We start from the raw sequence: 22,662 nt of genomic DNA on the forward strand, positions 1-22,662 counted from the left end.
CCTCACCCTTCGAGGTGTTTCAACATGCGTCTCAAAACTGCCATCGCCGCCGCTGCCTTGCTTTCGCTGCCTATTGGCTCGGCCATGGCCGATACCTTCTGGCGTAACGTGATGACTACCGGTGCTACCACGGCATCGAGCTACTTGACCTCGGGTGATCACAAGCTGGTCCTGGCCGCGCAGGATGACGCCAGCAGCTTCGTCGCCAGCGAGGGCGCGATCCGCGGGCCGTTCCTGGAAGCGGCAATGCGCCAGGCACGCGCGGAGAACCCGGGGATGCAGGCTTCCGACATGGAACTGGCCAATGCCATCCTGGCCAAGAATGCGGTAGCCGAGTAAATCCCTGGGGGTGCTTTGCACCCCTATCGCGACACAAGGCCGCTCCTACAGGGGATCGCGTACCCTTGTAGGAGCGGCCTTGCCGGGGCGCCGGACCGGTCGGAAAGGGCCGCAAAGCGGCCCCGATCTCAGCGATAAGCCTCTACCGGCACACAAGCACAGAACAGGTTCCGGTCCCCATACACGTTGTCGACCCGGTTCACCGCCGGCCAGTACTTGTGCTGGCGCACGTGGGCACTGGGCGCCACCGCCTGCTCCAGGCTGTAAGGCCTGTCCCACACCGCCAGCACATCGGCCAGGGTATGCGGCGCATGCTTGAGCGGGTTGTTCTCCGCCGGCCAATTACCTTCCTGCACTTCGCCAATTTCCGCCCGGATCGCCAGCATCGCCTCGACGAAGCGGTCCAGCTCGGCCTTCGACTCGCTCTCGGTCGGCTCCACCATCAGCGTGCCCGGCACCGGGAACGACATGGTCGGCGCGTGGAAGCCATAGTCCATCAGGCGCTTGGCCACGTCCTCTTCGCTGATGCCAGTCAGCGCCTTCAATGGCCGCAGGTCGAGGATGCACTCATGCGCCACCCGCTGGTTGCGCCCACGGTAGAGCACCGGGAAGGCACCGCCCAGCTGGCTGGCCAGGTAGTTGGCCGACAGGATCGCCACCTCGCTGGCATCGGCCAACTGCGGGCCCATCATGGCGATGTACATCCAGCTGATCGGCAGGATGCTCGCACTGCCCCAGGGTGCGGCGCTGACCGCGCTGTTGTTCGGGTCCAGGCCGGGCACCGGCACCACCGGGTGGCTGGCGACGAACGGCTTGAGGTGCGCACGGATACCGATCGGCCCCATGCCCGGGCCGCCACCGCCGTGGGGGATGCAGAAGGTCTTGTGCAAGTTCATGTGCGAGACATCGGCGCCGATATCCGCCGGGCGCGCCAGGCCCACCTGGGCATTGAGGTTGGCGCCGTCCATGTACACCTGGCCACCGTGCTGGTGCACCACTTCGCAAATTTCGCGTATCCCCTCTTCGTACACCCCGTGGGTCGAGGGGTAGGTGATCATCAGGCATGACAAGCGCTCACCGGCTGCATGGGCCTTGGCCTTGAGGTCGGCCAGGTCGACGTTGCCATCGTTGTCGCAGTCGACGATCACTACCTCCATGCCGGCCATTTGCGCCGACGCCGGGTTGGTACCGTGGGCCGACGACGGGATCAGGCACAGCGTGCGTTGCGGCTGGTGGCGGCTGCGGTGGTAGCGGGTAATTGCCATCAGGCCTGCATACTCGCCCTGGGCACCGGAGTTGGGTTGCATGCAGATGGCATCGAAGCCGGTGATCGCGCACAGCCAGCTTTCCAGTTCGTCGATCATCGCCTTGTAGCCGGTGGCCTGGGCCGCCGGGGCAAACGGGTGCAACTGGGCAAAGCCCGGCCAGGTAATGGGGATCATCTCGCTGGTGGCGTTGAGCTTCATGGTGCAGGAGCCCAGCGGGATCATCGACTGGTTCAGCGCCAGGTCCTTGTTCTCCAGCTGCTTGAGGTAGCGCAGCATTTCGGTTTCGCTGTGGTGCAGGTTGAACACCGGGTGGCCGAGGAATGGCGTGCGCCGCACCAGGTTGGCAGGGATGCCCTCGGGCAAGGCCAACTGGTCGAGTGTGGCGATATCCAGGCCGTGGTCCACCCCCAGGAAGATGTCGAGCAGGCGCAGCACCGTCTGTTCGTTGCAGGTTTCGTCCAGGCTCACGCCCAGGTGCCCACGGCCAAGAATGCGCAAGTTGATCTGCGCGGCTTCGGCACTTTCGATAATGGCTGCCTGGGCGCCACCGACATCCACGGTAAGGGTGTCGAAGAAATGCTGGTTGAGCCGCTGGATGCCTTTGGCTTCAAGGCCGGCGGCCAGGATGAAGGTCAGCCGGTGCACGCGCTGGGCAATGCGTTGCAGGCCTTCCGGGCCGTGATACACCGCGTAGAAGCTGGCAATGTTGGCCAGCAGCACCTGGGCCGTGCAGATGTTGGAGTTGGCCTTCTCGCGGCGGATATGCTGCTCGCGGGTCTGCAAGGCCATGCGCAGCGCGGTGTTGCCACGGGCATCACGCGATACGCCGATGATGCGCCCGGGCATGGCCCGCTTGTAGTCGTCGCGACAGGCAAAATAGGCCGCGTGAGGGCCGCCGTAACCCATCGGCACGCCAAAGCGCTGGGTCGAGCCCAGTACCACATCGGCACCCAGCTCCCCAGGTGGCGTGAGTACCACCAGGCTGAGCAGGTCGGCGGCTACGCAGGCCAGGGCGTGCTGGCTGTGCAGGTGATCGACCAGCGGGCGCAGGTCTCGCACCTCGCCGTGGGTGTCGGGGTACTGCAGCAAAGCGCCGAACACCGCGTGTTTGCCTAGGTTATCCACAGAGTCGACGATCAGCTGGAAGCCGAAGCCCTCGGCGCGGGTCTTCAGTACCGATAGGGTCTGCGGGTGGCAGTGCTCGTCGGCGAAGAAGGCATTGCTCTTGTTGCGCGCCACCCGCTTGGCCAGGGCCATGGCCTCGGCGGCGGCGGTGGCTTCGTCGAGCAGCGAAGCATTGGCCAGCGCGAGCCCGGTGAGGTCGATGACCATTTGCTGGAAGTTCAGCAGCGCCTCCAGCCGGCCCTGGGCAATTTCGGGCTGGTATGGCGTATAGGCGGTGTACCAGCCGGGGTTTTCCAGCACATTGCGCAGGATGACCGTGGGGGTGATGGTGCCGTGGTAGCCCATGCCGATCAGGCTGGTCCAGACCTGGTTCTGCTCGGCGTAGCCGGCGAGTTTGGCCAGCGCGGCCTGCTCGTCCAGCGCCGGGGGCAGGTCGAGGGGGCGATTGAGGCGGATGTCTGGCGGTACGGTCTGCTCGATCAGCTCGTTGCGGCTGGCGACGCCCAGCGCGTTGAGCATGGCCTGCTGCTCTGCGGCATCGGGGCCCAGGTGGCGACGCAGGAAAGGGTTGAGCTCTTGCAGTTGATGCAGGGATGGCGACTGGGACATGACGACGCTCTCTTCCTAGGCCAGCTCTCATGGAGACTTACAAGTCTAGGAAGGGATTGCCGATCTTGCGGGGAAACTTGTTTGCAGGCCCGGCCTCTTCGCGGCTAAAGCCGCTCCCACAGGGACCGCACAGGTATCAGACGCTGTGCAATACCTATTGGAGCGGCTTTAGCCGCGAAGCAGGCGACGCGGTCTTACTCGCCGATCGCGGCCTGGTAGCCCGCAGCATCCAGCAGCTTTTCCAGATCAGCCGGGTTGCTTGGCTTGAGCTTGAAGATCCACGCTTCGTATGGTTCTTCGTTGAGCAGCTCCGGGTTGTCAGCCAGCTCTTCGTTGACCGCGATCACTTCGCCAGCGACCGGCGCGTAGATGTCCGAAGCGGCCTTGACCGACTCGACCACACCGGCAGCGTCGCCAGCGGCGAACACCTTGCCGATTTCGGCCAGCTCGACGAACACCACGTCACCCAGGGCTTGCTGGGCGTGGTCGCTGATGCCCACGGTCACGCTGCCATCGGCTTCCAGGCGGGCCCACTCGTGGCTTTCGGCAAAACGCAGGTCGGCGGGGATATTGCTCATGTCTTGAATTCCTCGATTGGCTCAGCGGTACGCCCGCCGGTTAAAAATTGTTCAGATCAGGATCTTGCCGTGGCGCACGAAGGTCGGTTTGACCACCCGCACCGGGTACCACTTGCCGCGAATTTCTACCTCGGCCCGGTCACCGGTGGCCATGGGTACGCGCGCCAGGGCAATGGACTTGCTCAGCGTAGGCGAGAAACTACCACTGGTGATCTCCCCTTCGCCAATGCCGGCTACACGCACCACCTGGTGGGCACGCAGCACACCGCGCTCTTCCAGCACCAGGCCGACCAGTTTTTCCTGCACACCGTGTTCGATTTCCGCCAGCAGGCCAGCGCGGCCGATGAAGTCGCGCTCAGCCGGCTCCCAGGCGATGCTCCAGCCCAGGTTGGAGGTAAGCGGGGTGTGGGCTTCGTCGATGTCCTGGCCGTACAGGTTCATGCCGGCCTCCAGGCGCAGGGTATCGCGGGCGCCAAGGCCACTGGGGGCGATGCCGGCGCCGACCAGGTCGTTGAAGAAGGCCACGGCCTGCTCGCTCGGGAAGATGATTTCCAGGCCGTCTTCACCGGTATAGCCGGTGCGGGCAATGAACCAGTCGCCTTCGGCAACCCCTTCGAACGGGCGCAGTTCACGGATCAATGCAGCGCGCGCAGGGCTGAGCAAGGCCGCGACCTTCTCGCGGGCATGCGGGCCCTGGATGGCAAGGATGGCCAGGTCCGGACGAACCTGGAAGTCCACGGCAAAATCGCCGCGCTGCAGTTGCAGCCAGTCGAGCACCTTGGCCCGGGTGGCAGCGTTGGTCACCAGGCGGTAGCCGGTTTCCGTGCGGTAGACGATCAGGTCGTCGATTACCCCGCCCTGCTCGTGCAACAGCGGGCTGTACAACGCCTTGCCAGTGTCGTCGAGGCGGGCCACGTCGTTGGCCAACAAACGCTGCAGCCAAACGGTGGCATCAGTGCCGTCGACATCGATCACGGTCATGTGGGAAACATCGAAGACGCCGCAGTCACTGCGCACCTGATGGTGCTCCTCGACCTGCGAGCCATAGTGCAGTGGCATGTCCCAACCACCGAAATCGACCGTCTTGGCGCCTAGCGCCAGGTGCAGGTCATACAAAAGCGTGCGCTGTCCCATGGGTTTCTCCTTCCGGGCGTGGCGAAGCGGCGGCGGTCGATGACGTTGGTCGTCAGCTCTTCTTGTTTAACACCCGCCGCGCGAATGCCGCGCATTGTAGCCGCAAGGTCGCAAGCTGGCATCCTCAGTGTCTGTGACCCGGTCGACGTGCCGAACGGCGGATCAGGCCGATGACCGGCAGCAGCCCCACCAGCACCAGGGTCAGCGCCGGCAACGAGGCGCGCGCCCACTCACCTTCGCTGGTCATCTCGAAAACCCGCACGGCAAGGGTGTCCCAGCCAAACGGGCGCATCAGCAAGGTGGCCGGCATTTCCTTGAGCACGTCGACAAAAACTAGCAGCGCAGCGCTGAGGGCGCCGGGTACCAGCAGTGGCAGATACACCTTGAAAAACAATCTCGCGCCACAGACGCCCAGGCTGCGCGAGGCCTCGGGCAGTGATGGGCGGATGCGCTCCAAGCTGCTCTCCAGCGGCCCGTAGGCCACTGCGATGAAGCGCACCAGGTAGGCCAGCAGCAACGCCGACAAGCTGCCTAGCAGCAACGGTTTGCCGGCCCCACCCAGCCAGCCGGACAGCGGGATGACCAGGTGGTTGTCGAGGTAACTGAAGGCCAGCATGATCGACACCGCCAGCACCGAACCGGGCAAGGCATAGCCCAGGTTGGCCAGGCCGACCCCAGCGCGAATGCCACCGGTCGGCGCCTGCCGCCGGGCAAAAGCCAGCAGCAGCGCCACGCACACCGTGACCAACGCTGCCATGCCGCCCAGGTACAAGGTGTGCAGCACCAGGCCGACGTAGCGCTCGTCCAGGTCATGCCGGCCACGCTGCCAGAACCACGCCAGCAGCTGCAGCAGCGGGATGACGAAGGCGCAGGCGAACACCAGCAGGCACCAGCCACTGGCCAGCAACGCCTTGAGCCCACGCAGGTGGTACAGCGCCTGCGCGCGTGGCCGCTCGTTGCCGCTACGGCTGGCCCCACGGGCGCGGCGCTCGCCGTACAGCACCAGCATCACCGCCAGCAGCAGCAGGCTGGCCAGTTGGGCCGCACTGGACAGGCTGAAGAAGCCGTACCAGGTCTTGTAGATAGCGGTAGTGAACGTGTCGAAGTTGAATACCGCCACAGCACCGAAGTCGGCCAGGGTTTCCATCAGCGCCAGGGCAATACCGGCACCAATCGCTGGCCGCGCCATGGGCAGGGCCACGCGCCAGAACGCCTGCAAGGGCGACAGGCCCAGTACCCGCGCGGCTTCCATCAGGCCCTTGCCCTGGGCCAGGAACGCCGTGCGCGCCAGCAGGTAGACGTAGGGGTAGAACACCAACACCAGCACGATGATCACCCCGCCGGTGGAGCGCACCCGGGGCAGGCGCATCGGCCCGAACACCTCGCGCAGCGCACTTTGCACCGGGCCGGCGAAGTCCAGCAGGCCGACAAAGACGAACGCCAGCACATAGGCCGGGATGGCGAACGGCAGCATCAGCGCCCAGTCCAGCCAGCGCCGGCCGGGGAACTCGCAGAGGCTGGTGAGCCAGGCCAGGCTGACGCCCAACACGGTGACGCCGATGCCCACGCCGACCACCAGGGTCAGGGTATTGCCCAGCAGGCGGCTCATCTGGGTGTCGAGCAGGTGCGACCAGATCTGCAGGTCGATGGTTTGCCACGACAGCAGCAGCACGCTCAGGGGCAGCAGCACCAGGGCGGCGATGAGCGAAACCGGGAGGTACCAGCGGCGTTGGGGGGTGTGGGGCAAGGCTTGGTTCTCGATTGCGATGGCGACCGCTGCGCGGTCGTTCGCGGGTGAACCCGCTCCTACAGGGAGTGCGCTGTCCCTTGTAGGAGCGGGTTTACCCGCGAAGAGGCCCTTGCAGGCCTCCGAAAGGATAAAGCCTGACGCTTAGTTGTAGCCAGCCCGATCCATCAAGCGAATGGCTTCGGCCTGGCGCTTGCCGGCAATTTCCACTGGAATGGTGTCGGCCTTGAAGCTGCCCCACGCGGCCACTTCATCCGATGGCTTGACCTTCGGGTTGGCCGGGAATTCCTGGTTGATGTCGGCAAACAGCTTCTGTGCTTCTTCGCCGGTCATCCACTCCACCAGCTTTTTCGCCGCTTCCGGGTGTGGCGCATGCTTGGTCAGGCCAATGCCCGACAGGTTGACGTGCACGCCACGGTCGCCCTGGTTGGGCCAGAAAATCTTCACCGGCAGGTTCGGGTTCTGCTTGTGCAGGCGGCCGTAGTAGTAAGTGTTGACCACACCCACATCGCACTGGCCAGCCTCGATGGCCTGGATCACCGCGTTGTCGTCGGAGAACACGTCGGTGGACAGGTTGTTGACCCAGCCTTTGACGATCTGCTCGGTCTTGGCCTCGCCGTGGGTCTCGATCAGGGTGGCGGTCAGCGACTGGTTGTACACCTTCTTCGCCGTGCGCAGGCACAGGCGGCCTTCCCACTGCTTGTCGGCCAGGGCTTCGTAGGTGCTCAGCTCTGCCGGCTTGACCCGCTCGGTGGAGTAGATGATGGTGCGCGCGCGCAGGCTCAGGCCAGTCCAGTCATGGGACGAGGCGCGGTACTGCGGCGGAATGTTATGGTCGATGATGTCGGACTTGATCGGCTGCAGGATGCCCATCTGCTCGGCCTGCCACAGGTTGCCGGCATCGACGGTCAGCAGCAGGTCGGCCACGCCGTTGTCGCCCTCGGCCTTGATGCGCTGCATCAGCGGGGCTTCCTTGTCGGTGATGAACTTGACCTTGACCCCGGTCTTGGCGGTATAGGCGTCGAACACCGGCTTGATCAGCTCGTCGATGCGCGAGGAGTACACCACCACTTCATCCGCTGCCTGAGCGGTGCCGCCGAACAGGGTCAGGGCCAGGGCGGCCAGTAGGGGCTTGCGTGGCAACATGGAAAGCACTCCTCGGATCGTATGAGAGGTGCGAATGGTAGTGAATCCCATTTTCTGGCTCATCTACCTAGCCGTTACCGGATGTTGCAGAGGGGCTGCTGCGCACCCCTGTGGGAGCAGCCTTGTGTCGCGAAAGGGCCGCAAGGCGGCCCCGACGATCTCAAGCCCTGGCCAATTCCGGCAGATCCCCGGAAAGCCCCAACGCCTGGCGCACAAACAACGCCTTGGCCTCCGGCATCTGCTCCACCAGCTTCAACCCGCTGTTACGCAACCAGCGCAACGGCAGCGGATTGGCCTGGAACAACCGCTCGAACCCTTCCATGGCCGCCATCAGCGCCAGGTTGTGCGGCATACGCCGCCGCTCGTAACGGCTCAGCACCTTCACATCCGCCAGCCGCTCACCACGCTCGCAGGCATTGCCCAGCACCTCGGCCAGCACCGCCGCATCGAGGAAACCCAGGTTCACGCCCTGCCCAGCCAATGGGTGAATGGTATGCGCGGCATCGCCGATCATCGCCAGGCCTTCATCCACATAGCGCTTGGCGTGGCGCTGACGCAGTGGCACGCACACCCGAGGGTCGGCCTGCAGCACATTGCCCAAGCGCCCCTCGAAGGCCTGCTCCAGGGCTTTCAAGAAGGCCGCTTCATCCAGCGCCATCAGTTGCTCGGCATGTTCCGGCGTGGTCGACCACACGATCGAGCACCAGTCCTGCTGGCCATCACGGGTCAATGGCAGGAAGGCCAACGGGCCTTCATCGGTGAAGCGCTGCCAGGCGGTGGCCTGGTGCCCGGCACTGCAGCGCACGCTGGTGACGATGGCATGGTGCAGGTAATCCCACTCGCGGGTCTCGCAACCGGCCAGGCGCCGCACTGCCGAGTTGGCACCATCGGCTGCGATCACCAGCGGCGCCCGCAGTTGCCGGCCATCAGCCAGGGTCAGCAGCCACTCATCGCCAGAGCGGCGCAACTGTTCCAGCCGCGCATTGGGCAGCAGGCCGATGTCGCTGTCGTGCAGGCGCTCCAGCAGGCCGTCCTGCACCACCCGGTTCTCGACGATATGGCCAAGCACCTGGGCATGCACGCTGGCGGCCGAGAAATGAATCTGGCCGGTGCCGCTGCCATCCCACACATGCATGTCCGAGTACGGCGTGGCACGCCGTTGGGCAATGCCATCCCAAGCGCCAAGGCGCTCAAGGATACGTTGGCTGGCCGCCGACAGCGCACTGACGCGTGGCTCGAACGGGGCCTGGGCATCGAACGGCTTGACCGACAGCGGGCCACCATCGAGCAACAGGATTTGCAGGCCGCTGTGGCGCAACGCCAGGGCCAGGGCGCTGCCGACCATACCGGCACCGACAATCAACAGATCTGCGCGCATTTCCATGCCTTACGCCAGCCTCGCTTGCGGCTTGAGCCGCACGTATAGGGTTTTATCGACCCGCGCCACCAGCTCGCCGGCGCCATCGCGGATATCGACCTGCAAACGCGGCAGGCACTTCTTGCCGGTGGCGGTCTGTTGGCGAATGTCGTCCAGCAGTGCGTCATCGACGTGGAGTTCGGCATACACCGGGCCTTTGCCCGGTGAGATGAAATCGATGCTGGCGGCCTTGTCCCAGACGATGTAGTCGCGCCCCAGCTGCTCGATCAGCAGCAGCATGTAGAACGGGTCGACCATCGCATACAGGCTGCCACCAAACTGGGTACCGACGTAATTGCGGTTCCAGCGCGTCAGTTTCATCGCCACCTTGACGCTGCGCAGGTCCGGGCTGATGTGCTGTACACGGATACCGGCGCCCAGGTACGGCGGGTAAAGGTTCAATATCCAGCGCAGCATGCGCGCCCGGCGCGCCAGTTTACGCGGGTTGCTCATGCCTGGCCCCGCGGATCGGGGCGGGTGCCCAGGCCCATGGCCTGGCGGGCGAACCAGCTTTTTGCCGGCGGCAGCAGGTCGAGCCCAAGCAGGCCAAGGTTGCGCCCGGCGGCCAGCAATGGCTGGTTACTGCCGAACAGGCGGGTGACCTGGTCGGAGAAGCCGATGGTCATGGCCTGGTCCAGGCGCTGGCGCTGGTGATAAGCCTGCAGCGTGGCCAGGTCGCCAGGCTGCTGCGGGCCAGCCAGCAGCGCCTCGGCCAGTACCTGCACGTCACGCAGCGACAGGTTGAAGCCCTGGCCGGCGATGGGGTGCAGGCTGTGCGCGGCGTTGCCCAACACCACCAGGTGCGGCCGTACCTGTTCCTGGGCCTCGATCAATGACAGTGGGTAGAGATGCCGCGCACCGACCTGGCGCAACGCCCCCAGGCGGTAGCCGAACACGCCCTGCAGCTCGCGCAGGAAGCTGCGCTCGTCGATGTCGGCCAAGCGCCGCGCATCCATGCCCTGGCGGGTCCAGACCAGAGCGCAGCGGTTATCCGGCAGCGGCAGCAGGGCCATCGGGCCTTCTTCGGTGAAGCGCTCGAAGGCCTGGCCGCCGTGGGCCTCGCCCGGGGTGATGTTGGCGATCAATGCGCTCTGCTGGTAGGGCGTGTGGCGCACATGGATGCCCAACTGCTCACGCAGGCCGGAGCGGCCACCGTCGGCCAGTACCGCCAGGTCGCACTCCAGCTGGGTATCGTCGTTCAGGCGCAGGCGGTAGCCGCCTTCGATCGCCTGCATCGAAGCCACTTCAGCCGGGCAGCGCCAGCTCACCACCTCGCTGTCCAGCCCTTGCCACAGGCACTGGCCAAGCCAGGCATTTTCCACCACGTAGCCCAGCGCCGGCACGCCCTCTTCCAGGGCATCGAGGCGGGTGGCGCCGAAACGGCCGCGATCGGACACGTGAATCTGCCGGATCGGCTCGGCGCGACGGCCAATGGCTTGCCACAGGCCCAACTGCTGGTAGATCTGCTGGGTGCCGAACGACAACGCCGATGAACGCGCATCGTAGCTGGGCTGGAAGCTGTCGCCAGGAGCAAACGGCTCGATCAGCAAGATCTTCCAGCCCCGCGCCTTGGCCCCGGCCTGCAGGGCCAGGGCCAGGCTCGCGCCCACCAGGCCGCCACCGATGATCGCCAGGTTCACCCGATTCATGCGGCGTCCTTGCGGGCAGCCTGCATCAATGCCTCGATCTCGGCGACCGTGCGCGGTACGCCGGAAGTCAGGATTTCACAACCTTGCCTGGTCACTACCACGTCGTCCTCGATCCTTACACCAATACCGCGCCACTTCTTGGCCACGGCCTGATTGTCGGCGCCTATGTAGATTCCAGGTTCCACGGTCAGCGCCATGCCGGGCTCAAGCACCCGCCACTCGCCACCCACCTTGTACTCGCCAACGTCGTGCACATCCATGCCCAGCCAGTGCCCGGCGCGGTGCATGTAGAAAGCGCGATAGGCCTCATTGTCGATCAGCGCCTGCACCTCACCGGTCAGCAGGCCCAGTTCCACCAGGCCCTCGGTGATAACCCGCACGGTCGCCTCGTGGGCGTGGTTCCAGTGCTTGCCGGGGGCGATTACGGCAAACGCCGCCGCCTGGGCCTTGAGCACCAGCTCGTAGATGGCCTTCTGCTCGGGGGAAAAACGCCCGCTGACCGGGAAGGTGCGGGTGATGTCGCTGGCATAGCAGTCGATTTCGCAGCCGGCGTCGATCAGCACCAGGTCGCCATCCTTGAGCGGGGCGTCGTTTTGCTGATAGTGCAGGATGCAACCATTGCGCCCGGCCGCGACGATCGAGCCGTAGGCAGGCATCTTCGCCCCGCCCTTGCGGAACTCGTAGTCCAGCTCGGCTTCCAGGCTGTATTCGTGCAACCCGGCCCGGCAGGCCTGCATGGCCCGAACGTGGGCCCGCGCCGAGATGTCCGCCGCCGCGCGCATCACCTTCACTTCCGCTGCCGATTTATACAGGCGCATGTCGTGCAACAGATGATCCAGCGCAACGAACTCGTTCGGTGGCTGGGCACCCAGGCGTGCCTTGGAGCGGATCACGTTGATCCAGTCCATCAACCGGCGATCGAACTCGGGGTTGCTGCCCATGGCACTGTACACCCGCTCGCGGCCTTCGATCAGGCCCGGCAGGATCTCGTCGATATCTGTAATGGGGAAGGCATCGTCGGCGCCAAAATCGCGCACCGCACCTTCCTGGCCAGCCCGCAGGCCGTCCCACAATTCGCGCTCGGGGTTGCGCTCACGGCAGAACAGCACGTACTCGCCATGTTCGCGCCCCGGGATCAGCGCAATCACCGCCTCCGGCTCAGGGAAGCCGCTGAGGTACTGGAAATCGCTGTCCTGGCGGTACACATGCTCGACGTCGCGATTGCGAATGGCAACCGCTGCGGCGGGCAGGATGGCGATGCTGTTGGGGACCATCTGCGCCATCAGCGCCTTGCGCCGCCGGGCATACTCGGCCTTGGGAATGTGGCTCATGGGCAGACTACCCCCGGTTGATCAGTGCAGCGATGGCTTGGGCGCGGGTGCAGCCGGCTTGGCCAGCTCGGAGAACAGCAGCAGAGGCGCCACGCGCAGGTATTCCATGACTTCCATGTAGTCGCTCTCGCCGTCTTCGGACTCTTCGAGGGCTTCCTGCACCTGGGAAATGGCCACCAGGTCCTGCAGCACTTCCTTGGCCTCGTCGGACAGGTCCTTGCCGCCGGCGTTCAGGCCGAAACCGGTGATGAAGCCCTGGCACCACTGGCCCAGCGCGGTGGCGCGGTCGCTCAGTGCGGCATCGTCGGAAGGCAGCAGCAGGACGATGGCCATATCGTCGCTGGTGAGCTCGCCCTTGACCATTTCCTGCAGGCCGACCAGGGCGTTGCGCACGGTGTCACCGGGCTCGGTTTCCAGTAGCTGGGCAGCGTCGGCCAGCCAGCCGTCGGCGTCAAAGCCGGCACCGGCGCAGCTGCGGCCGATCAGCAGGCCGTGCAGTTCGGCCGGGGTGACAGGATGGCCATTGCTCGAAAGCAGCATGGCGAAGGCGATGTAGGGCGATTGGGTATTGGGCATGGGCAGCTAGGCGCCAGACGGCGCAATGACTAGAATGGAGACCTTGTATCCTAGCACCGGCAGGCGCGCCAAGACCATCGGCACTGGCCGTTGCCGCCCAGGGAGAGGCATCATCGCCAGGTGACTCAACGACGGAGCGAAGCGAGTGCAACCCACGCAAGAGAACGACCTGCAGGCACTGATGAGCCGATTCGAGTTGCTGATCGAACGTGTCGAGCAACTAAAACGGCAAAATGCACTCCTAGTAGCTCAGGAAAAATCCTGGCGCGAAGAGCGCGCCCACCTCATCGAAAAGAACGAGATCGCCAAGCGCAAAGTCGAGTCGATGATTTTACGCCTCAAGGCTCTGGAGCAAGACTCATGAGTTCAAGCAATAGCGTCACCGTGCAGATCCTCGACAAGGAATATTCGATCATCTGCCCGCCGGAAGAGCGCAACAACCTGGTCAGCGCCGCGCGCTACCTGGACGGCAAGATGCGCGAGATCCGCAGCAGCGGCAAGGTGATCGGGGCCGATCGCATCGCGGTCATGGCGGCATTGAACATCACTCACGAAATGCTGCACCGCCAGGAAGACCGCAACGACGCGCCGGCCGGCGGCACCACCCGCGAACAGGTACGCGACCTGCTGGAGCGGGTCGATCAGGCACTGTCCGACGACACGGATACCAAAATCGGCTGAGATTGGTATACTGGCGCCACTCCCTGGGGGATGCGCCAGTCGGTTATGTCCCTGAGCCGATACGCACAACCACGGGGGTTGCACGCTGGGGCCGGTGTGCATGTCCGCCCGACGGAAAGCCTTAACGCCCCCTGCAATCTCCACCTTGAACTTTCGGGTTCAAGGGCTACACCGATAGCGGTCTTGTCGGGGAGCCTGAATTTTCTTGCCCGCCCCCTGTGGCGGGCAATTCGTATTGGCCGACCATGAGTGCCGGCCAGCACACCTGGGATCGCCCGTGCCATGACCGACACCGCGCCGCTCACCCGACCTCAACTCCGCCGCCTGCTTCGCAATGCCCGCCGCGCCCTTACCCCTGCCCAGCAACGCCAGGCCACCCTCGGCCTGTACCGCCAACTGGCGCAGCACCCGCTGTTCCGTCGCGCCAAACACATTGCCTTGTACCTGCCCAACGACGGCGAGATCGACCCTTGCCTGCTGCTGCGCGAAGCCCAGCGCCGCGGCAAGCGCACCTACCTGCCGGTGCTGCACGCCTGGCCGCGCACAAGCATGGTGTTCCAGCGCTTTGAACAAGGCGAAAAGCTCAAGCCCAACCGCTTCCGTATTCCCGAGCCGGTCACCGAGCGCAAGCGCCAACGGCCGGTCTGGGCGCTGGACCTGATCCTGCTGCCGCTGGTGGGTTTCGACGAAGTGGGTGGTCGCCTCGGGATGGGCGGTGGCTTCTATGATCGCAGCCTGGCCTATCAGGCGCGTCGGCAAACCTGGAAGAAGCCTTTACTGCTGGGCCTGGCGCATGAATGCCAGAAGGTCGAGCGGCTGGCGCAGGCCAGTTGGGATGTACCGCTGCAGGGCACGGTCTCGGACCGTGGCTGGTACCTGGCGCCGCGTTGAGCGGCGCCAGCGGGGGGCATCAACGTTGTGGCTGGCTGGCGTCGACCGGCATCTGATAGGCGTTGTCCTGTTTGCGCTCCAGGAACCCTTGCGCATAACCGGTAGTAACCACACCCAAGCCAAAAATGAACACCAGGATCCACAGCAGATCCGGCTTTTTGCGTTGATTCATCGAAGATTGCCCCCCAGGCAAACTGTTCAGTGCTCGGCGATTTTCTGGGCACCGCCGGCGCATCGCGCTTTAAACGGGGCGCATTTTCCGACAACCTGCGTCTGCAAGCAAACCTTGACGCCAACCGGCTGTCGGTTTCGTGCAACAGGTTATTTCAAACCTTTTCAGGAGCAGCATCCATGGCCTACTGGCTGATGAAATCCGAGCCCGACGAGCTCTCCATCGAGGCCCTCGGCCGGCTGAGCGAAGCGCGCTGGGACGGCGTGCGCAACTATCAGGCACGCAATTTCCTGCGGGCCATGAGTGTTGGCGATGAATTCTTCTTCTACCACTCCAGCTGCCCGCAACCGGGTATCGCCGGCATTGCCAAAATCACCCGCGCGGCCTACCCGGACCCTACCGCGCTGGACCCGCAAAGCCACTACTACGATGCCAAGGCCACGGCCGACAAGAACCCGTGGAGCGCGGTGGATGTGGCCCATGTGCAGACCCTGCCACGGGTGCTGGAACTGGGTTGGCTGAAACAGCAGGCCGGCCTGGCCGAACTGCCGCTGGTGCAAAAGGGCAGCCGCCTGTCGGTGATGCCGGTGACGCCCGAACAATGGGCGGTGATTGTCGCATTGCGTTGAAACTGCAGCTAAGGTCATAGGCCATTGGGGCTGCTTTGCAGCCCCTGTCATGGACTTGACCGATATCAACACGCCACGTATGGCCGCAGGCCATGATTCAATATGCTCGACCGCAAGGATGCAGAACGATGAACCGATACGCCCCCAGAATCTTCGCCACCGCGCTGATCGCCCTGCTCGTTGCCGCTGGTGGGCTGGGGTACTGGAAGTCGCTCAACGACCAATTGCCCGAAGGCCTGAGCATGGGCAACGGCCGCCTCGAAGCCACCGAAGTGCAGATCGCCAGCAAAATCCCCGGCCGCCTGGCCGAAGTGGTGGTCGACGAAGGCGACAAGGTCACCCGCGGCCAACTGCTGGCACGTATCGACACCCGCACCATGGAAGCCCAGCGCAGCCAGGCCGAAGCCGAAGTGCTGCGCGCCCGGGAAAACTACGCCGCCGCCCAGGCCAGCGTGCAATTGCGCCAGAGCGAACTGCTGCTGGCCAGCCAGGAACTCAAGCGCGTGCGCGAGATCTTCCAGCGCAAATACGCCAGCCAGCAGCTGCTTGACCAGCAGCAAGCGCGCTTCGACACCGCCAATGCCGCCGTGGTCGCCGCCCGCGCCCAGCTGGCGGCAATCAAGGCTGCCATCGGCGCCGCCGAGGCCCAAGTGGCCCAGCTCACCAGCGAAATCGATGACAGCAGCCTGCGCGCGCCCATCGACGGCGTCATCCAGCTGCGCCTGGCCGAGCCCGGCGAAGTGCTGGGCGCCGGTGGCCGGGTGCTGATGCTGATCGACCCCAGCGACCAATACATGAACCTCTACCTGCCGGCGTCCACCAGCGGCCAGCTGACCGTAGGCGACCAAGCGCGCATCGTGCTCGACGCCCTGCCCGAGCAGGCGCTGCCGGCCAAGGTGGCCTTTGTCGCGGCCAAGGCCCAATTCACCCCGAAGCAGGTGGAAACCCGCGACGAACGGCAGAAGCTGGTGTTCCGGGTCAAACTGCGCCTGAGCGACCCGGGCGCCGTGCCGCAGGCCAAACCAGGCATGCCAGGCGCCGGCTATGTACGAACGGCTAAGGTGGACTGGCCGGCCAACCTGCAATGAACGCCCCGGCACTGCTGGCCGAGGGCATTAGCCACCGCTATGGCGACCTGGTGGCCTTGCACACCCTCGGCTTCAGCCTGCCTGCGGGCACCCGCTGCGCGCTGATCGGCCCTGACGGGGCGGGCAAGTCGACCCTGCTGGGGCTGATCGCCGGCGTCAAGCGCCTGCAACAGGGCGAACTGCAGGTACTAGGCGGTTCGATCCGCCAGCGCCGTCATCGTGCAGCGCTGTACCCGAAAGTGGCGTTCATGCCGCAGGGGCTGGGCAACAACCTGTACCCAGAACTGTCGATCAGCGAGAACATCCGCTTTTTCGCCACCCTGTTCGGCCTAGGCCGGCGCGAGTGCGAGCAGCGCATGACCAACCTGCTGCAGGCCACCGACCTGCTGCGCTTTGCCGAACGCCCGGCGGGCAAGCTGTCGGGTGGCATGAAGCAGAAGCTGGGCCTGTGCTGCGCGCTGATCCACGAGCCGGACCTGCTGATCCTCGACGAGCCGACCACCGGCGTCGACCCACTGTCGCGGCGGCGCTTCTGGGAGCTGGTCGAACAGGTTCGCGCCCAGCGCCCGCAACTGACCCTGCTGGTGGCCACCGCCTATATGGAGGAAGCCGAACAGTTCGAGCATTGCCTGATGCTTGACGGCGGCCGCCTGCTGGCCGCTGGCCCCAGCCACGAGCTGGCCGCCGTCACCCCCAGCGGCAAGCTGGACGACGCCTTCACCCACTACCAGGGCGCGGGCAAGGCGCAACACCCGCCACTGGTCATCCCACCGCGCCCGGCCACGGACGGCCCGGTCGCCATAGAAGCCCACGACCTGACCCTACGCTTTGGCGACTTCACGGCGGTGAACAAGGTCAGCTTTGCCATCGGCCGTGGGGAGATATTCGGTTTCCTCGGCTCCAATGGCTGCGGCAAGACCACCACCATGAAAGTGCTCACCGGCCTGATGCCGGCCAGCGAAGGCAGCGCCAGCCTGCTGGGCCGCCCGGTGGACGCCAGCGACCTGGCCACGCGCAAGCGGGTCGGTTTCATGTCGCAGAGCTTTTCGCTGTATGGCGAGCTCAGCACCCGACAGAACCTGGCCTTGCATGCCCGCCTGTTCGACCTGCCCAAGGCCGAGAGCGCCCAGCGCATCGATGAGCTGATCGAGCGTTTCGACCTTGCTGGTATCGCCCAGCAACCTTCCGGCGCCCTGCCCCTTGGCCTGCGCCAGCGCCTATCGCTGGCAGTCGCGGTGCTGCACCGCCCGGAAGTGCTGATCCTCGACGAGCCGACTTCTGGCGTCGACCCGGCCGCTCGCGACGACTTCTGGCGCCTGTTGGTGGAATTGTCCCGCGAGCAGGGCGTAACCATTTTCCTCTCCACCCACTTCATGAACGAAGCCCAGCGCTGCGACCGCATTTCGCTGATGCATGCCGGCCGGGTACTGGCGTGTGACACGCCAGATGCCCTGCAGCGCCAGTACCAGGGCGAGACCCTGGAAGACGCGTTCGTGCGCTGCCTGGAACAAGCCCAGGAACTGGCGCCACAAGCCACCGACACCACCGTGCTGGAACAGGCAGCCACGCCCACGCCACCGCTGCGCCAAGGTTTCAGCCTGCGCCGCTTGCTGGCAGTGGCCAGCCGCGAGGGCAAGGAGCTGCTGCGCGACAAGGTGCGCCTGGCCTTCGCCCTGCTGGGTGCGCTGTTCATGATGGTGATCTTCGGCTACGGCATTTCGCTGGATGTGGAAAACCTCGCCTTCGCCGTGCACGACCAGGACCAGAGCCCGCAAAGCCGCGCCTACCTCGAAGCCTTCCGCGGCTCGCGCTATTTCGCCGAGCAAGCGCCAATCCGCGATACCCGCGAAATGCACCAGCGCCTGCAGCGCTCGGAAATCAAACTGGCGCTGGAGATTCCGCCCGGCTTCGGCCGCGATCTGTATGCCGGGCGCCAACCGGTGGTAGCGGCCTGGCTCGACGGCGGCATGCCGTTCCGCGCCGAAACCAGCCGCAACTACGTGGAAGCCGTGCACCAGGCCAACCTCGAGCAACTGGCCAAGGCCAGCCCCCAGCCACAGCCCCGCCAGGAGCCGGTGCGCCTGGAAACGCGTTTTCGCTACAACCAGGATGTGGTCAGCGTGAATGCCATCGGCCCGGGGGTGATGGCGCTGATCCTGGCCTTCATCCCGGCCATGCTCACCGCACTGGGCATCGTCCGCGAGAAAGAGCTCGGCTCCATCACCAACTTCTACGCCACCCCCCTCACCCGCCTGGAGTTCCTGCTCGGCAAGCAGATGCCCTACCTGGCCGTGAGCCTGGTCAACCTGGCGCTGCTGGTGGCGATGAACCGCTGGCTGTTCGCCGTGCCGCTCAAGGGCAGCGTGCTAGCCCTGGCCTGTGGCGGTGTGACGTACCTGCTGGCGACCACCAGCCTGGGCCTGCTGATTTCGGCGTTCACCCGCACCCAGATTGCGGCGATCCTCGGCACCATGATCATCACCAGCCTGCCGACCATCCAGTTTTCCGGGCTGATAGTGCCGCGCTCATCGCTGGACGGCGCGGCGGCGGTGATGGGCCAACTGTTCCCGGCGGGCTATTTCCTCGACATCGCGGTCGGCACCTTCACCAAGGCGCTGGGCCTGCGCGAGCTGTGGCCGCAGTGCCTGATCCTGCTGAGCTTCTTTGCCGTGTTCACCGGCCTGAGCCTGGCCATGCTGAAAAAGCAGGAGGCCTGACATGTCGCGCCTGAACCACACCCTGCGCCTGGGCCTGAAAGAGCTGACCAGCCTGCGCCATGACAGCGTGCTGCTGCTGTTCCTGCTATACGCCTTCAGCGTGGCCATCTACATGCCGGCAGCCGGCTCGGTGATCGGCGTACACAACGCCAGTGTCGCGGTGGTGGACGAAGACCACAGCCTGCTCTCGCGCAAGCTCGGCGAAGCCCTGCAACCGCCCGAGTTCCAGCCCGCCGTGCCACTGGCCCCGGAGCACCTGGACCAGGCCATGGACAGCGGCCAGTACACCTTCGTGATCAACGTACCAGTGAACTTCCAGAGTGACCTGCTGGCCGGGCGCTCACCAGAGCTGCAGATCAATGTCGATGCCACGGCCATGAGCCAAGCGTTCATGGGCGCCGGCTACATCGGCCGCATCTTCGAGCGTGAGCTGGTCGACTACAGCCAGCGCGGCAACGTGCAAAGCCCGGTGCTAATCAACCCCAAGGCCCTGTTCAACCCCAACCTGGAGGGGGGCTGGTTCCTGGCGGTGATCCAGATCGTCAACAACATCACCATCCTGGCTATCATCCTCACCGGCACCGCGCTGTTGCGCGAACGCGAGCACGGCACCCTCGACCATTTGCTGGTGCTGCCGCTGACCGCGCTGGAGATCATGCTGGCGAAAATCGCCAGCAACGCGCTGGTGGTAGTGATCTGCACCTGGATTTCGCTGGTGGTGGTGGTCAAGGGCGCACTGGGGGTGCCGCTGTCCGGCTCGATGGGGCTATTCCTGGCCGTGACTGCGCTGTACCTGTTCGCCAGTACCGCACTGGGCATCTTCCTTGCCACCCTGGCGCGCTCGACGCCGCAGTTCGGCCTGTTGGCGATCCCGGTGATCATCCCGATGCTGTTGCTGTCTGGCGGCAGCACACCGCTGGACAGCATGCCGCAGTGGCTGCAATGGGTGATGCAAGGATCGCCGTCGACGCATTTCGTCAGCCTTGGTGCCGCGATCCTGTTCCGCGATGCCGGGTGGACTGTGGTGTGGCCGGATATCCTGGCGCTGGCCATGATCGGCCTGGTGTTCTTCAGCGTAGCGTTGGCGCGGTTTCGCCGCAGCCTGGCGTCCTGAACAAAAGCCGAAACTCCCACAGGTCCCTGCCAAGTCATTGAAAGAAGATTAAACCCGAAGCACGTTAACTCGAACGAGCGGGTTACTGCACGATCAGGTTGTTGAACAGCAGGTCTTCTACAATCGGCTTGCCCTCTTCCGCTTCCATCACCTGCTGCACCTGCTTCAGCGCCTCCTGGCGCAGGTGCTCCTTGGCTTCGACGTTGCTCATGCTGTCCACCGACTGCTGGGTGAACAGCGCCACCAGCTGGTTGCGGATCAGCGGTTCGTGGTGCTGCACCGCCTTGGCCGCTTCGTCACCGGTTACACGCAGGGCCACGTCGGCCTTGTACACGCGCAGCCGCGGGCCGCCGTCGAGGGCATAGTTGCCGACAAAGGGCGGGGTCAGGCTGATGTAGGCGACCTTGGGCGCCCCTTCCTTGGCTTCTTCGGCCATGGCCGCAGCCGGCAGCAGCAGTGCCAGCACCATCAAGATCCACGCTTTCACGAATTCGCTCCTCAATACAGTTGGCGCCAGCTTACCCAGCATGCCGCACAAACCCAAGCCCGGGCTTGTGCCGCCACTTATGCCTGCACATCAGGGCGGGCCATGCTCGTTGACCGGGCAGGCGGCCCCCCTACACTTATCGGCCACTACCCGCAAAGGAATAGCCCCGATGAAAGCTGTGTTGTGTAAAACCCTGGGCCCGGCGCGCGACCTGGTGCTGGAAGAAGTGGCCAACCCGGTCCCGAAGAAAAACGAGATCCTGCTGGATGTACAGGCCGCCGGGGTCAACTTCCCCGATACCCTGATCATCGAAGGCAAATACCAGTTCCAGCCACCGTTGCCGTTCTCCCCCGGTGGCGAAGCGGCGGGCGTGGTGGCCGCAGTCGGGGAAAAGGCCGGCACGTTCAAAGTCGGCGACCGTGTCATGGCGCTCACCGGCTGGGGTGCGTTCGCCGAGCAGGTGGCGGTGCCGTTCTACAACGTGCTGCCGATCCCGGCGAGCATGGACTTCACCACTGCGGCAGCCTTCGGCATGACCTATGGCACCTCGATGCACGCCCTGCGCCAGCGCGGCCAGCTGAAGGCAGGCGAAACCTTGCTGGTGCTGGGCGCATCCGGCGGGGTCGGCCTGGCGGCGGTAGAGATCGGCAAGGCCATGGGCGCGCGGGTGATCGCGGCCGCCAGCAGCGCCGAGAAACTGGCCGTGGCCAAGGCGGCCGGGGCGGATGAGCTGATCGACTACAGCCAGACCAGCCTGCGCGACGAGATCAAGCGCCTGACCGGCGGCCAGGGCGTGGACGTGATCTACGACCCGGTGGGCGGCGAGCTGTTCGAGCAGGCGGTGCGCGGGCTGGCCTGGAATGGCCGGCTGCTGGTGGTAGGTTTTGCCAGCGGGAGCATCCCGAAGCTTGCGGCTAACCTGGTGCTGCTCAAGGGCGCGGCAGTGCTGGGGGTGTTCTGGGGGGCGTTTGCCCAGCGTCAGCCGGAAGACAATGCGGCCAACTTCCGGCAGCTGTTTGCCTGGCATGCCGAAGGCAAGTTGAAGCCACTGGTGTCGCAGACTTATCCACTGGCCGAGGCCGGGGCTGCCATTGAGCAACTGGGGCAGCGGAAGGCTGTGGGTAAGTTGGTGGTGCTGGCCCGTTGATTTGGGGGCCGCAAAGCGGCCCCAAAAACTCAAACCTCACGCAGGTTATGGCAACGCCTGAACCGCGCCTCCAGGTTGCGATCAGGCATCTGGTGGCTGCGCAGGGCATGCAAGGTCTGCTCGACATAGTCGCGCGTGGTGCCATAGCGCCCTTTGGCACTGGCCAGGATCTGGCTGAGCAAGGTATCCGGCAGGTTGCCGGCATAGCACGGCAAATGCCGCTCCAGCACAAAGCCCAAGGCTTGCACCTTGCTGCCATCGCCCAACCGGCAGCTGAGCCAGTGCGGCCGGTACGCCGGGTATGGCATCTCGCGTTGCCAAAGGGCCATCAGCGAATCGTCCAGGTTGCTTTCATCCAGCCGATAGGCAAAGCCACTGCAGGATCCACCGCGGTCCAGGCCAAACACCAGCCCGGGGGTTTCCGGGGTGCCGCGGTGCTCGTGTGACCACAAGTACAAGCCGCGGTGATAACCATGTACCCGCGCGCGCTGGCGTTCCACCGAATTGCACTCCGGGCGCCAGATCAACGAACCATAGGCGAACAGCCACACCGGCCCGCCCTGATGGCGAGACATGGTCGTCTTCATGGAGTTGAACAACTGTTCGCGGGTATGTTGCTGACCGAAGTCGAGTGCCGGAGGATATGAAACTTCCCAGGACATACTTTCAAGTGCCGACATAAGCTGCCGCCATTATCCCTGTAAACTACGGATGTAGCGAAATTCGATTACAGTGCGGCCCAAGGCCGCTGCGCCAAGGGCGCTTGCAGTAACCATAGGACAGAATTGCAGGAATACTCAAGCCCTCGCACCAGAGT

Annotated in this window: 22 protein-coding genes and 1 other RNA gene; 10 read left to right on the top strand and 13 right to left on the bottom strand. The window is 64.8% G+C overall.

Features of this window, described 5'->3' with window-relative positions; translation table 11 throughout:
* The first annotated feature begins 24 nt into the window (after positions 1-24).
* Entirely contained in the window at positions 25-339 is a 315-nt protein-coding gene (locus tag ABE456_RS17015; protein ID WP_346644951.1) for a DUF2388 domain-containing protein, read from the top strand.
* Positions 340-467: 128 nt separating this feature from the next.
* Here ABE456_RS17015 and gcvP read toward each other — a convergent pair whose 3' ends face one another.
* The 10 genes from gcvP to ABE456_RS17065 form a co-directional block, all read right to left on the bottom strand.
* Positions 468-3,341, bottom strand: a complete 2,874-nt coding sequence (gene gcvP / locus ABE456_RS17020; RefSeq protein ID WP_346644952.1) for an aminomethyl-transferring glycine dehydrogenase — start codon at positions 3,339-3,341, stop codon at positions 468-470.
* Positions 3,342-3,535: 194 nt separating this feature from the next.
* On the bottom strand, positions 3,536-3,919 hold the full coding sequence (gene gcvH, locus ABE456_RS17025; protein WP_346644953.1) for a glycine cleavage system protein GcvH: 384 nt from the start codon (positions 3,917-3,919) through the stop codon (positions 3,536-3,538).
* A gap of 51 nt (positions 3,920-3,970) precedes the next feature.
* The gene (gene gcvT / locus ABE456_RS17030) at positions 3,971-5,053 is read right to left on the bottom strand and encodes a glycine cleavage system aminomethyltransferase GcvT (RefSeq protein WP_346644954.1); all 1,083 of its coding nucleotides are present in this window, start codon (positions 5,051-5,053) and stop codon (positions 3,971-3,973) included.
* A 124-nt stretch (positions 5,054-5,177) separates the two neighbouring features.
* The gene (locus ABE456_RS17035) at positions 5,178-6,800 is read right to left on the bottom strand and encodes an iron ABC transporter permease (protein ID WP_346644955.1); all 1,623 of its coding nucleotides are present in this window, start codon (positions 6,798-6,800) and stop codon (positions 5,178-5,180) included.
* Between the two features lie 144 nt (positions 6,801-6,944).
* Entirely contained in the window at positions 6,945-7,946 is a 1,002-nt protein-coding gene (locus ABE456_RS17040; protein ID WP_346644956.1) for an extracellular solute-binding protein, read from the bottom strand.
* 160 nt (positions 7,947-8,106) lie between these two features.
* Positions 8,107-9,324, bottom strand: coding sequence for a 2-octaprenyl-3-methyl-6-methoxy-1,4-benzoquinol hydroxylase (locus ABE456_RS17045; RefSeq protein WP_346644957.1), 1,218 nt, complete (start codon positions 9,322-9,324; stop codon positions 8,107-8,109).
* Positions 9,325-9,333: 9 nt separating this feature from the next.
* Positions 9,334-9,816 (bottom strand): DUF4442 domain-containing protein, encoded by a 483-nt coding sequence (locus ABE456_RS17050; RefSeq protein WP_346644958.1) that lies wholly within the window; start codon positions 9,814-9,816, stop codon positions 9,334-9,336.
* A complete protein-coding gene (gene ubiH, locus ABE456_RS17055) occupies positions 9,813-11,012 on the bottom strand; it encodes a 2-octaprenyl-6-methoxyphenyl hydroxylase (RefSeq protein WP_346644959.1) in 1,200 nt (399 codons plus the stop codon). The genes ABE456_RS17050 and ubiH overlap by 4 nt, the downstream gene beginning before the upstream one ends.
* Positions 11,009-12,343, bottom strand: a complete 1,335-nt coding sequence (gene pepP, locus ABE456_RS17060; protein WP_346644960.1) for a Xaa-Pro aminopeptidase — start codon at positions 12,341-12,343, stop codon at positions 11,009-11,011. Before pepP ends, ubiH begins: the two co-directional genes overlap by 4 nt.
* 21 nt (positions 12,344-12,364) lie before the next feature.
* Positions 12,365-12,919, bottom strand: coding sequence for a YecA family protein (locus ABE456_RS17065; RefSeq protein ID WP_003259367.1), 555 nt, complete (start codon positions 12,917-12,919; stop codon positions 12,365-12,367).
* A 181-nt stretch (positions 12,920-13,100) separates the two neighbouring features.
* Here ABE456_RS17065 and ABE456_RS17070 point away from each other — a divergent pair, with 181 nt between their 5' ends.
* The 4 genes from ABE456_RS17070 to ABE456_RS17085 all read left to right on the top strand — a co-directional run bounded on the left by ABE456_RS17070 (position 13,101) and on the right by ABE456_RS17085 (position 14,491).
* Positions 13,101-13,283, top strand: a complete 183-nt coding sequence (locus ABE456_RS17070) for a TIGR02449 family protein (RefSeq protein WP_029886233.1) — start codon at positions 13,101-13,103, stop codon at positions 13,281-13,283.
* The gene (locus ABE456_RS17075) at positions 13,280-13,600 is read left to right on the top strand and encodes a cell division protein ZapA (RefSeq protein WP_346644961.1); all 321 of its coding nucleotides are present in this window, start codon (positions 13,280-13,282) and stop codon (positions 13,598-13,600) included. The genes ABE456_RS17070 and ABE456_RS17075 overlap by 4 nt, the downstream gene beginning before the upstream one ends.
* A 17-nt stretch (positions 13,601-13,617) precedes the next feature.
* Positions 13,618-13,797: non-coding RNA, 6S RNA (gene ssrS, locus ABE456_RS17080), on the top strand.
* Between the two features lie 85 nt (positions 13,798-13,882).
* Entirely contained in the window at positions 13,883-14,491 is a 609-nt protein-coding gene (locus ABE456_RS17085; RefSeq protein WP_346644962.1) for a 5-formyltetrahydrofolate cyclo-ligase, read from the top strand.
* Positions 14,492-14,510: 19 nt separating this feature from the next.
* Here ABE456_RS17085 and ABE456_RS17090 read toward each other — a convergent pair whose 3' ends face one another.
* The gene (locus ABE456_RS17090; protein ID WP_346644963.1) at positions 14,511-14,663 is read right to left on the bottom strand and encodes a hypothetical protein; all 153 of its coding nucleotides are present in this window, start codon (positions 14,661-14,663) and stop codon (positions 14,511-14,513) included.
* A 179-nt stretch (positions 14,664-14,842) separates the two neighbouring features.
* Between ABE456_RS17090 and ABE456_RS17095 the strand changes: the two genes are divergently transcribed.
* From ABE456_RS17095 to ABE456_RS17110, 4 genes are all read left to right on the top strand, one after another.
* The gene (locus tag ABE456_RS17095; protein ID WP_346644964.1) at positions 14,843-15,292 is read left to right on the top strand and encodes an EVE domain-containing protein; all 450 of its coding nucleotides are present in this window, start codon (positions 14,843-14,845) and stop codon (positions 15,290-15,292) included.
* A 128-nt stretch (positions 15,293-15,420) separates the two neighbouring features.
* Complete coding sequence (locus ABE456_RS17100) at positions 15,421-16,380, top strand: HlyD family efflux transporter periplasmic adaptor subunit (RefSeq protein WP_346644965.1); 960 nt, start codon at positions 15,421-15,423, stop codon at positions 16,378-16,380.
* Complete coding sequence (rbbA, locus tag ABE456_RS17105; RefSeq protein WP_346644966.1) at positions 16,377-19,097, top strand: ribosome-associated ATPase/putative transporter RbbA; 2,721 nt, start codon at positions 16,377-16,379, stop codon at positions 19,095-19,097. Before ABE456_RS17100 ends, rbbA begins: the two co-directional genes overlap by 4 nt.
* A 1-nt stretch (position 19,098) precedes the next feature.
* The gene (locus ABE456_RS17110; RefSeq protein ID WP_346644967.1) at positions 19,099-20,211 is read left to right on the top strand and encodes an ABC transporter permease; all 1,113 of its coding nucleotides are present in this window, start codon (positions 19,099-19,101) and stop codon (positions 20,209-20,211) included.
* 82 nt (positions 20,212-20,293) lie between these two features.
* On the opposite strand, the gene ABE456_RS17115 is transcribed toward ABE456_RS17110, so the two are convergent.
* Positions 20,294-20,698: a flagellar basal body-associated protein FliL gene (locus tag ABE456_RS17115; RefSeq protein ID WP_346644968.1), complete on the bottom strand. Its 405-nt coding sequence runs from the start codon at positions 20,696-20,698 to the stop codon at positions 20,294-20,296.
* 169 nt (positions 20,699-20,867) lie between these two features.
* Between ABE456_RS17115 and ABE456_RS17120 the strand changes: the two genes are divergently transcribed.
* Positions 20,868-21,845, top strand: coding sequence for an NADPH:quinone oxidoreductase family protein (locus ABE456_RS17120; protein ID WP_346644969.1), 978 nt, complete (start codon positions 20,868-20,870; stop codon positions 21,843-21,845).
* A 29-nt stretch (positions 21,846-21,874) separates the two neighbouring features.
* On the opposite strand, the gene ABE456_RS17125 is transcribed toward ABE456_RS17120, so the two are convergent.
* Positions 21,875-22,525, bottom strand: a complete 651-nt coding sequence (locus tag ABE456_RS17125; protein ID WP_346644970.1) for a gamma-glutamylcyclotransferase — start codon at positions 22,523-22,525, stop codon at positions 21,875-21,877.
* Between the last annotated feature and the right edge of the window lie 137 nt (positions 22,526-22,662).

It is taken from the genome of Pseudomonas sp. TWI929, from assembly GCF_039673335.1.
Classification (GTDB): Bacteria; Pseudomonadota; Gammaproteobacteria; order Pseudomonadales; family Pseudomonadaceae; genus Aquipseudomonas.

Coding starts and splice junctions, on each gene's coding strand:
- ABE456_RS17015 (WP_346644951.1), top strand. CDS start 25: ATGCGTCTCAAAACTGCCATCGCCGCCGCTGCCTTGCTTTCGCTGCCT.
- gcvP (WP_346644952.1), bottom strand. CDS start 3,341: ATGTCCCAGTCGCCATCCCTGCATCAACTGCAAGAGCTCAACCCTTTC.
- gcvH (WP_346644953.1), bottom strand. CDS start 3,919: ATGAGCAATATCCCCGCCGACCTGCGTTTTGCCGAAAGCCACGAGTGG.
- gcvT (WP_346644954.1), bottom strand. CDS start 5,053: ATGGGACAGCGCACGCTTTTGTATGACCTGCACCTGGCGCTAGGCGCC.
- ABE456_RS17040 (WP_346644956.1), bottom strand. CDS start 7,946: ATGTTGCCACGCAAGCCCCTACTGGCCGCCCTGGCCCTGACCCTGTTC.
- ABE456_RS17045 (WP_346644957.1), bottom strand. CDS start 9,324: ATGCGCGCAGATCTGTTGATTGTCGGTGCCGGTATGGTCGGCAGCGCC.
- ABE456_RS17050 (WP_346644958.1), bottom strand. CDS start 9,816: ATGAGCAACCCGCGTAAACTGGCGCGCCGGGCGCGCATGCTGCGCTGG.
- ubiH (WP_346644959.1), bottom strand. CDS start 11,012: ATGAATCGGGTGAACCTGGCGATCATCGGTGGCGGCCTGGTGGGCGCG.
- pepP (WP_346644960.1), bottom strand. CDS start 12,343: ATGAGCCACATTCCCAAGGCCGAGTATGCCCGGCGGCGCAAGGCGCTG.
- ABE456_RS17065 (WP_003259367.1), bottom strand. CDS start 12,919: ATGCCCAATACCCAATCGCCCTACATCGCCTTCGCCATGCTGCTTTCG.
- ABE456_RS17070 (WP_029886233.1), top strand. CDS start 13,101: ATGAGCCGATTCGAGTTGCTGATCGAACGTGTCGAGCAACTAAAACGG.
- ABE456_RS17075 (WP_346644961.1), top strand. CDS start 13,280: ATGAGTTCAAGCAATAGCGTCACCGTGCAGATCCTCGACAAGGAATAT.
- ABE456_RS17085 (WP_346644962.1), top strand. CDS start 13,883: ATGACCGACACCGCGCCGCTCACCCGACCTCAACTCCGCCGCCTGCTT.
- ABE456_RS17090 (WP_346644963.1), bottom strand. CDS start 14,663: ATGAATCAACGCAAAAAGCCGGATCTGCTGTGGATCCTGGTGTTCATT.
- ABE456_RS17095 (WP_346644964.1), top strand. CDS start 14,843: ATGGCCTACTGGCTGATGAAATCCGAGCCCGACGAGCTCTCCATCGAG.
- ABE456_RS17100 (WP_346644965.1), top strand. CDS start 15,421: ATGAACCGATACGCCCCCAGAATCTTCGCCACCGCGCTGATCGCCCTG.
- rbbA (WP_346644966.1), top strand. CDS start 16,377: ATGAACGCCCCGGCACTGCTGGCCGAGGGCATTAGCCACCGCTATGGC.
- ABE456_RS17110 (WP_346644967.1), top strand. CDS start 19,099: ATGTCGCGCCTGAACCACACCCTGCGCCTGGGCCTGAAAGAGCTGACC.
- ABE456_RS17120 (WP_346644969.1), top strand. CDS start 20,868: ATGAAAGCTGTGTTGTGTAAAACCCTGGGCCCGGCGCGCGACCTGGTG.
- ABE456_RS17125 (WP_346644970.1), bottom strand. CDS start 22,525: ATGTCGGCACTTGAAAGTATGTCCTGGGAAGTTTCATATCCTCCGGCA.